This window comes from Clostridium tarantellae, assembly GCF_009295725.1.
GTDB classification, from domain to species: Bacteria; Bacillota; Clostridia; order Clostridiales; family Clostridiaceae; genus Sarcina; species Sarcina tarantellae.
The window spans coordinates 1-10,168 of sequence record NZ_WHJC01000116.1 but is presented as its reverse complement, the minus strand read 5'-3'; the positions used below and the strand labels follow the sequence as shown (position 1 = coordinate 10,168).

The window sequence follows — 10,168 nt, the reverse complement described above, 5'->3', positions numbered from 1 at the left end:
CTTTTATATAATATATAATGTGTACATAAATTAAAGGATTAGTAATATTAATGAAAAAAATATATAAATTATAACATATAGTATGGAGTATAATCTGATGAAACATAAGTTATTATCAATCAAAACAATTGTTGCAATAGGTATAGGTGCAGCTGTATTTATGATATTAGGACGTTTTGGTTCAATTCCAACTGGTATACCTAATACTAATATAGAAACTGCATATGCATTTCTTGCTTTAATGGCTTTATTATATGGTCCTATAGCAGCATTCCTTATTGGATTTATAGGTCATGCATTAAAGGATATAGTATCTTTTGGTTCTCCGTGGCTAAGCTGGGTGATAGCTTCAGGAGTGGTTGGCTTAGTTATAGCATTTGCTTGGAAAAAGATAAAAATCAATGAAGGTATATTTGGCATTAAACAAATATTTATATTTAACTTAATACAAATTATAGCTAATATTATAGCTTGGTTTTTAGTTGCACCGTCATTAGATATTTTTATTTATGCAGAGCCGGCAAATAAAGTATATTTACAAGGTATGGTTGGAGGAATTTCTAATATGGTAACAGTAGGAGTATTAGGAACTATATTAGTTTCAAGTTATGCTTCTACAAGAATAAAAAGAGGTAGTTTAATTAAAGAAGAATAGTCTAGCAAATATCCGGAGATAAAAGACTCCGGTTTTTTTGTGAAGTGGAAAATACAAATGTTGAAAATTGGAAGGAAGTGTGCTATGAAAAAGCCAATTATAAAGTTTGAAAATTTTAGTGTGCATTATATGGTTCAATCAGAGCCAACATTAAATGATATAAATTTAACTATATATGAAGGAGAAAAAATTTTAATAGTTGGACCTTCAGGTTCAGGAAAAAGTACATTAGGAAGTTGTATAAATGGTCTTATACCATTTTCTTATGAAGCTGAAATAAAAGGAAGTTTAAAAATAAGAGAAAAAGAAACTAAAAATTTAAGTATATTTGAAATTTCAAATATGGTTGGAACGGTATTACAAGATCCTGATAGCCAATTTATAGGATTAACTGTAGCAGAGGATATTGCTTTTAAATTAGAAAATGATTGTGTAGAAAAAAATGAAATGATTAATATAGTTGAAAAGGTATCTAATATGGTTGGGATTAATAATTATTTAGATTATGCGCCACATAGATTATCAGGAGGGCAAAAACAACGTGTAACGTTAGCAGGTGTAATGGTAGATGATGTAGATATTCTTTTGTTTGATGAGCCTTTGGCAAGTTTAGATCCCGCTACAGGAAAGAATGCTATTGAATTAATAGATAATATACAAAAAGAAACAGGAAAAACAATTATTATTATTGAGCATAGATTAGAAGATGTTCTTCATTGTAATATAGATAGAATAATAGTAATGAATGAAGGAAATATAGTAGCTAATATGACAGCAAATGAATTACTTTCATCTAATTTATTAACTAAAAATGGAATAAGAGAGCCCTTATATATTACAGCTCTTAAATATTCAGGAGTTAATATTAAAGAGGAAATGGAACCTAAGCATATAAATACTTTAGATGTTAATTTTAGTAAAGATAAATTAAAGTATTGGTATGAAAACATGAAAGTAGATGAGGAAGAGCATATAGAGGAACCAATTCTTGAATTAAAAAATATAAGCTTTGGATATGATAGAAGAAAAGAAACTTTACATAATGTTTCCTTTAAAATAAATAAAGGTGACATGGTTAGTATTATAGGGAGAAATGGTGCTGGCAAATCTACTATATCAAAATTGATTTGTGGTTTTTATAAACCAACTAAAGGAAAAATACTTTTAAAGGGAAAAGATATAAACAATGATTCCATAAAAGAAAGAGCTGAACATATTGGCATAGTTATGCAAAATCCTAATCAGATGATATCTAAAAATATGATTTATGATGAAGTTGCTTTAGGATTAAAAGCTAGAGGATTAAAAGCTGAAAAAATAAGAGAAAAAGTCTATGAAACTTTAAAAATATGTGGATTATATCCGTATAGAAATTGGCCTATTTCAGCATTAAGTTTTGGACAAAAAAAGCGTGTTACTATAGCATCTATATTAGTTTTAGATCCAGAAATTATTATACTAGATGAACCAACAGCAGGACAAGATTTTAAACACTATAATGAAATAATGGAATTTCTACTTAATTTAAATAAAAAAGGCGTAACTATAGTTATGATTACACATGATATGCATTTAATGTTAGAATATACTAAAAGAGCTATAGTTTTATCAAATGGGGAAAAAATAGCTGAAGATATTACTACTAACATACTTACTAATAAAGAAGTTATTGAAAAAGCAAATTTAAAAGAAACTTCTTTATTTGAGTTAGCTATAAAATGTAATTTTAAAAATCCAAGAGAGTTTATCAAAAAATTTATTAATTATGATAGGAGTGTAAGAAGAATATGAATTCAATGCTTTCATATATAAAAGAAGATTCATCAATTCATAAACTTACAGGAGCAACAAAGCTTATTTGTTTTATTTTATGGACTTTAGCATCAATGTTAACTTATGATACTAGAGTTTTAGTGGGAATGCTTATTATTAGCTTAGTTATATTTAAAATATCGAAAATAAAATTTAAACAAATAGCTTTTGTAGTATATTTTATATTATTTTTCTTATTTTTAAATAATATAGCAATATTTATATTTTCTCCATATGAAGGTGTGGAAATATATGGAACAAATCATAAGCTATTTCATATAGCAGGTATATATACAGTAACTTTAGAGCAACTATTTTATCAATTTAATATAACTATAAAATATTTTTCAATAATTCCAATGGCATTATTATTTATATGCACTACTGATCCAAGTGAATTTGCTTCTTCTTTAAATCGTATAGGAATAAATTACAAAATTGCTTATTCAGTGGCAATTGCATTAAGATATATACCAGATATACAGCGTGATTATCAAGATATATCTTTTGCTCAACAAGCAAGAGGAATAGACATGTCTAAAAAAGAAAATTTTGTAACACGTATAAAAAATTCAGTATCTATTTTAATGCCATTAATATTTTCTAGTTTAGATAGAATAGAAACTATTAGTTGTGCTATGGAGCTAAGAGCATTTGGTAATAAAAAGAATCGAACTTGGTATAATTCTCGAAATTTTAAAATACAAGATTATAGAGCTATAGTTTTTGTTACTATTATTTTTATACTTTCTATAGTTATGGCATATTATAATAAAGGTAGATTTTTTAATCCGTTTATTTAACATAAAATTTAAAAATAAAGTTTTAGAAAGAGCATTTTTATTTATAATTATATGCTCTTTTTAATTATAAAAATTGTTTAATGTGATACTTCAATTAAAACTAATATATTATTAGGTATTTAATTGAAGTAAAAATCATATTATGTTAATAAAATTGTTTTAAATTTAATATAAAAAATAAGGATGGATTTATGAATATAAGTAATTTTTTAAAAGAAATAGATGATTATATAGGTGAATATTCTAAAAATCATGAAGTTAATAGTGGAAATAAAATTTTGAGAATTTGTGAAAAATATGAAAAAAGTTGTAATGAAGATTTTATATTTTATTATTATAAAGCATTTGCATATACTTTATTAAAAGAGTTTAAAGAAGGATTAAAAATAATTAAAAAATCTATAAAGCTAAATAGTAAAGATGAAAAATTATTTTTACTTAGAGGGAAATGCTACGAAGAAGAAGAAATTTGGGATAGTGCTTTAGCTGATTATATTAAAGCTTATGAGTTAAATGAAAATTGTGTAGAAGCTATTTTAAAAATAGGATTTTCTTTTATGGAAGATGGAGATTACAATGAAGCTTTAAATTATTTTGAAAAAGCAAATATGTTAAAAGAAGATAACAAAAGTAATTTTGCAATATCAAGTGCTTACTATGAGCTAGGGGATTATGAAAAAGCTTTAAAGCATATAGATAGAGCAATAGAAATTAAAGATAATATTAGTGATTATTACATAAATAGAGCATTAATAAATAGAATTTTAGGACATTTTAATAAAGCTGATAAAGATTATAAGAAAGCTATAGAATTAGATTCTGATAATCCACAATATCCATATTATTTATCAACATTATATTTAGATAATATGGAATTTTGGAAAGCAACTTTAATTTTAAATAATTTAATAGAAAGATTTCCTAAATATTTAGAAAATTATTCTTTATTATCTAGATGTTATTTAGAAATGGGAAATACATTAAAAGCCTTAAATATAATAGAAAAAGCTTTAATAGTTGATAAATATAATAAAGGTTTTAGATATATTAAAGCAGATATACATTTAGAGCGAGAAGAGTATTATTTAGCAGAAAAAGAATATTTAAATTTAATAGAAAATGGAGATAATAGTGTATATATTTTTAATACCTTAGTTAGAGTTTATATGACTAATGAAGATTATGATAAAGCTATTAAAATTATAAATCAGTGTATAAAAGAAAATTATGATAATGTATATTTAAATAGAAATTTAGCATATTGTTATTTTTACAAAGAAAACTATGAAAATGCAATTAAATATTTTTCACATGTAATAAATTATAATGAAGAAGAAGTTTTAGATTATTCTTATAGAGCTAGATGTTATTATTTGTTAAATAAAGATAAAGAAGCAGAAAAAGATTATCTTAAAGTGTTAAGTTTAGATAAAAACGATGAAACAGCTTATTTTTATTTAGGATATATATATTATTATAATAGTGATTATGAAAAATGTATTAAAAATTTTTTACATTATGTTAATATAGGTGAAGAGGATTTTGAAATATATCAATCTATAGCTGAATGTTATATGAAATTAAATAATTTTGTAGAAGCTTGTAAATGGCTAGAGTATACCTTAAAAGGAATTGATTATTTTGAAAATAAAGCTCAAATATATACTCAATTAGGAGTATGTTATGGTAGATGTGAAAATTTAACAAAGGCTTTAGAGTGTTATAATATGGCATTAAAATTTGATGAGGAATATACATTAGCACATTATAATAAAGGTCTTATATATTTTAAAAATAAAGAATACAAAAAAGCAATAAATGAATATAATATTGCATTAAAAATAGATAAAGAAAATCACTATATTTTTTATAATAGAGGTTTAGTATATGAAAAGTTAGAGTATTATAATTTAGCTGAAAAAGATTATATAGTAGCATTACAAATTAATAAAGAACCAGTGTTATATGAAGAAATAGCTTGGGTATGTTTTATGCAAAAAAAATATAAACAAGCTATATTAAATTATAAATTAGCTATAGATAATGGAATAAAAGAAGGATATACTTATGCAAATTTAGGAAAAGTATATAAACATATTAAAAATTATGAAGTAGCTATAAAATATTTTAAAATTGCATTAGATTTAGAAAAAGACTTAAAAAAGTCTTTTTGTAAGGATATAACAAAAAACCTAGCTTTTTGTTATATGAAGATATCAAAATATGAAGAATCTATAAATTGGTGTAAAAATTTTATAAAATATTATGAAAATGAAGGAGATATTTATGCTATATTAGCAATAAGTTATAATTTTTTTAATGAACAAAAGTTAGCATTAAAAAATATAGAAAAAGCTTTAGAATATGATGAGTTTAATGAATTTAATTTAAATGAATTAAATATTCTTAAAGATGACTTATTAGAAAAAAATAATTTTGACTTGCTATAAAAAGTGAAATAAACAAAAAACATGGAGAAAGATCAGGAATAACATAAAATATCCCTGATCTTTTTTTAACATATATTAGTATGTATTTTTAATATAGATTTTAAGCTATTTATAAGTAATTTATTTTCTTCATGGGTTAAAATACAAACTCTAAAAAAATATTCATTTAAACCCTGAAAAGAAGAACAGTCTCTTATAATTATATTTTTTTTCAATAGTTTTTCATATAATTTCTTTGCTGTAATTTTTTTTGTTTTTAATTCACACAATATAAAGTTGCCATAGCTATTATAAACTTTTAATTCATTAAGTGATTTAAGTTCATCTAATAAATAAGTTTTTTCTTTAATTATTTTAGTTTTAGTATTATTTATATATGAAAAATCTTTAAACATTATTTCACCCATTATGTTAGCAAATATATTTATATTCCATAAATCTAAAGAAGAATTAATACAATTTTTAATATTTTCATTAGAAATAATTCCATAACCTAATCGAATTCCTGGAGTTGAAAAAAATTTAGAAGTTCCTCTTATAATAAATAAATTAGGGTATTTGTTTGTTAATTTAGTTGATGAAAATAAGTCTATGTCAGAAAATTCAACATAAGTTTCATCTACCATAACAAAAATCTCACAGCTATGAAGAATTTTTTGAATTTCAGTATTTTTAAGAGCAAATCCAGTTGGATTATTAGGATTGCAAATTATTAATAAATCACATTTAATTTTTTTAATTATATTTATTAATTCATTTATATTTACTTTAAAACCATTTTCTTTTAGTGTAAAAAATTTAACTATTTCACAGTTTAATTTTTTTAATTCTTCTTCATATTCAGAATATGATGGAGATAATAAAAGAGCTTTTTTAGGTTTTATGACTTTAATAAAAGATGATATTAATTCAGTTGCCCCACTTCCTAAAAGAATATTTTCTATTTTACATTCACAATAATTTGAAATTGTTTTTTTTAAGTTTTTGTATTCAGGATCAGGATAAATTGAAACCATATCTACATTATTTATTATTGCTTCTTTAGCTTTAGGCGAAGAACCAAATGGATTAATATTAGAACTAAAATCTATAAGCTTATTTTTTTCTATTCCTAGTTTATTAGATAAATTAAATAAGTTAGCACCATGATTTAATGACATAAATGTGTACCTCCTTTTAAACATGTAATAAGTTTATTATATATTTTTATTTATTATAATTAAAGAAAAATATATAATAAACTTATTAAAGTAGGCAAATATTAACTTTGCCTACTTTAATAAATTAACTTACTATATTTAATTTAATGCAATTGAAGCATCAATTACAGTGCTAAAAGGAATTTGAGTAAAGTACAAAGTACCTAAATCAGGGGCTGCAGTTATTCCATTTCCATAAAATTTAATAATATTAGTTCCACTGTTTAAATTAGTAGCTAAATTAAACATAGATGCATTAGAGACAGACCAGTCAATTGTTTGAGGGATATTGTAAATTGTGCCAGTATTTACTCCATTAATATCAATTTTCATATTTCTAGCTGCATCAGGAGATAAATATTGAATTCCTAAATTATATTGACTAGCTTGATTTATATCAAGCTGTATTGTTACAGAACCATTATTTCTACCACCTACATTACTTACAAAACCAGTTGTAATATCAACATTTGCACCATTTTCAAGTATGCCTTGAGTTAAATCGTAACTTCCTGATAATGGGGAAACTGTAAGGTTTATACTGCCAAGACTAGGAGAGTAGTTAACACCATCACCATGGAATAGAATTGAATTATTTCCTATGTTAAGATTTATAGGAATTGTAAATGTTTTTGAATCACTTGCAGTCCATCCAGAAGTCATTGGTAAGTTGTAAATAGTAGAACTATCTATTCCATTAATAATTATTTTTAATGGACGATTCATATCAGTACTTATATATTGTATTGCTAAATTATATAAACCAGAAGTAGTAACATTGGTATTTACAGTAGCTGAACCATCATTTGTACCACCTATAAAATCAACAAAGTTAGTACTTGTATTTAATCTAGCACCGTTTGCTAATATTCCATTAGCTACATTATAAGAGATTGGAAAGATAGTTCCAGGTTGAGCAATTGTAAACTTATCTATGCTAGGACCAGAATAAACAGTTGAATTTACTGGTGGAGCTACAGGCATAGAGGAAATTGAAACTAATTCTAAAGTGACTTGTCCTAAACTAGGACCATAATCAATACCATTACCATGGAATTTAATTGTGTTATTTCCCATATTTAAGCTTACTGTGATTGTAAAAGTTTTAGCATCGTTAATAGTCCAACCATTGGTTATAGGAGGAGTATATATTATACCAGTATTAACACCGTTTATATCAAGTTTTAAAGGTCTATTTGTATCAGCACCAATGTATTGAACAGATAAATTATATACACCATCAGCATCAGCTACAACATTTAAAGTTGAAGAGCCATTAGCAGGACCACCTATCCAGCCAGCAAAATTAGTACCATCATCTAATCTAGCACCATTTGATAATATTCCATTTGCAGCATTATAAGTTTTTAAAGAAGGAGTTGGATTAGGAGTTGGAATTGGATTAGGAGTTGGAGTAGGAGTTGGAGTTATTGGTGAGTTAGAACTTGAAGATAATAATAAAGTTATTTCACCTAAACTAGGGCCATAATCAATACCATTACCATGGAATTTAAGTGTATTATTTCCATTTTTCAAGTTTACTGTAGTTGTAAAAGTTTTAGCATCATTAATAGTCCAACCATTAGTCATAGGTGGAGTGTATATAATGCCAGTATTAATACCATTTACATCAATTTTTAGAGGTCTATTTGTATCAGCACCAATGTATTGAACAGATAAATTATATACACCATCAGTATCAGCTACAACATTTAAAGTTGAAGAACCATCAGCAGGGCCACCTATCCAGCCAGCAAAGTTAGTACCATCATCTAATCTAGCACCATTTGATAACATTCCATTTGCAACATTATAAGTTTTTTTCATAGATGGAGAAGTTGAAGTTGGAAGTGTTGGAGTAGGAGTTGGAGTAGGTGAATTATTCACATTTATTAATTCAGATTGATTAGATTTAACTAAATAAGTTCCTATTGGTACATTTATAAATGTATATATTCCTGAAGAATTAGTTGTAGTAAATGCAACTGGAATAAGAGCTTTATTTGAATCAACATTATATAGAATAACATCTGCATTAGGAATAGGAGTATTAGAATTATTAGTTATTACACCAGAAATTATTCCATTAGATGAATTTGGATCTTTTGAAAGATTAGTTGTAACTGAAGTTATTCTACCACTTTCTACATTAGTAGAAATTTGAGTTGAAATATATCCAAGAGCAGATATTGTTATATTGTAATTTTCAGCAGGTAATTCACTAAATACAAAGTCACCCATAGCATCTGTATAAGTTATAGCAAATAAAGTACTAGAATTATTTATTACAGTATACAATGATACTACAGCACCAGCGATTGGTTTATTAGCTGGAGAAGATGAATCAGCTATATAACCGCTAATTAATCCAAGATTAGAATTAGGATCATTAGGTAATGTAAAATCTACGATTTGATGTTGACCTACTGATAAGGTGAAATTTGAAGATTGAGTTAAAGCCTTACCAGGTGAAATTGCTATCATTGTATATATTGGACTTGATATAATATTATTTATTATATAATTACCATCTTTATCTGAAGATGCATGAGATAATGGCTCAAATTTATCATTCATTAATTTTACTATAGCATGTGCAACTGGATTATTTAATGAATCTACTATTTTACCAGATACTGAAGCAGCAAAGTTTATTGGTAATGTATTAGGATTAAGTTGTAAGTTTAAAATAACATCTGCTCCAGTTTGCGTAATTTGAACAATTGAGGATTTACCTAAATTGTATTTATCTTGTTTTACTTGCATATATAAGATCCTCCCGTATTAAATAAAATACTATTTATATAGTATAATATTCCAAATAATTGTTTTTTGATACCATATTTGACAATAAGTTTTAAAAAGTACAATTAAATATAAAATTGATTTTATAAAATATTATGAAAGAAATAAAAATATATTTAAAATATGAAGAATATTAAAGTATTCAAATTAAAAAAATGTATCCAAATAACAATAAATGAATAAAATGGTAATAAAACTTATGATATAAAGAAAGGATGATGCAAAATCTGAATAAATAGGTATAAATAACCTTTTTAAAAAATAAATTAATATAAGGAAAGTTTAACTTTTAAATTATCAAAATAAAGAAAATTTATAGTAAGCAAAAAATAAGGAAAGGAGAGTTTATCAATACAAAATCTTATAAATAAAAATAACATATCAGCATAAAAATGCTAAATTTTATATTAAATATTCTTTTAATTTTATTAGAGAATATTATCT

At 24.6% G+C, this 10,168-nt stretch carries 6 protein-coding genes; 4 read left to right on the top strand and 2 right to left on the bottom strand.

Annotated features, from left to right (window positions below; all coding sequences use genetic code 11):
• Positions 1–97 precede the first annotated feature (97 nt).
• The 4 genes from GBZ86_RS08860 to GBZ86_RS08845 all read left to right on the top strand — a co-directional run bounded on the left by GBZ86_RS08860 (position 98) and on the right by GBZ86_RS08845 (position 5,720).
• Complete coding sequence (locus GBZ86_RS08860) at positions 98–655, top strand: ECF-type riboflavin transporter substrate-binding protein (RefSeq protein ID WP_152889803.1); 558 nt, start codon at positions 98–100, stop codon at positions 653–655.
• Positions 656–739: 84 nt separating this feature from the next.
• A complete protein-coding gene (locus tag GBZ86_RS08855) occupies positions 740–2,446 on the top strand; it encodes an ABC transporter ATP-binding protein (protein WP_152889800.1) in 1,707 nt (568 codons plus the stop codon).
• The gene (locus tag GBZ86_RS08850) at positions 2,443–3,270 is read left to right on the top strand and encodes an energy-coupling factor transporter transmembrane component T family protein (RefSeq protein WP_152889798.1); all 828 of its coding nucleotides are present in this window, start codon (positions 2,443–2,445) and stop codon (positions 3,268–3,270) included. The genes GBZ86_RS08855 and GBZ86_RS08850 overlap by 4 nt, the downstream gene beginning before the upstream one ends.
• Before the next feature lie 191 nt (positions 3,271–3,461).
• Positions 3,462–5,720: a tetratricopeptide repeat protein gene (locus tag GBZ86_RS08845; protein WP_152889795.1), complete on the top strand. Its 2,259-nt coding sequence runs from the start codon at positions 3,462–3,464 to the stop codon at positions 5,718–5,720.
• A gap of 65 nt (positions 5,721–5,785) precedes the next feature.
• Here GBZ86_RS08845 and GBZ86_RS08840 read toward each other — a convergent pair whose 3' ends face one another.
• Together GBZ86_RS08840 and GBZ86_RS08835 are read right to left on the bottom strand one after the other, a co-directional pair.
• A complete protein-coding gene (locus GBZ86_RS08840) occupies positions 5,786–6,880 on the bottom strand; it encodes a pyridoxal phosphate-dependent aminotransferase (protein ID WP_152889793.1) in 1,095 nt (364 codons plus the stop codon).
• Positions 6,881–7,018: 138 nt separating this feature from the next.
• Entirely contained in the window at positions 7,019–9,685 is a 2,667-nt protein-coding gene (locus GBZ86_RS08835; RefSeq protein WP_152889790.1) for a carboxypeptidase regulatory-like domain-containing protein, read from the bottom strand.
• Positions 9,686–10,168 lie beyond the last annotated feature (483 nt).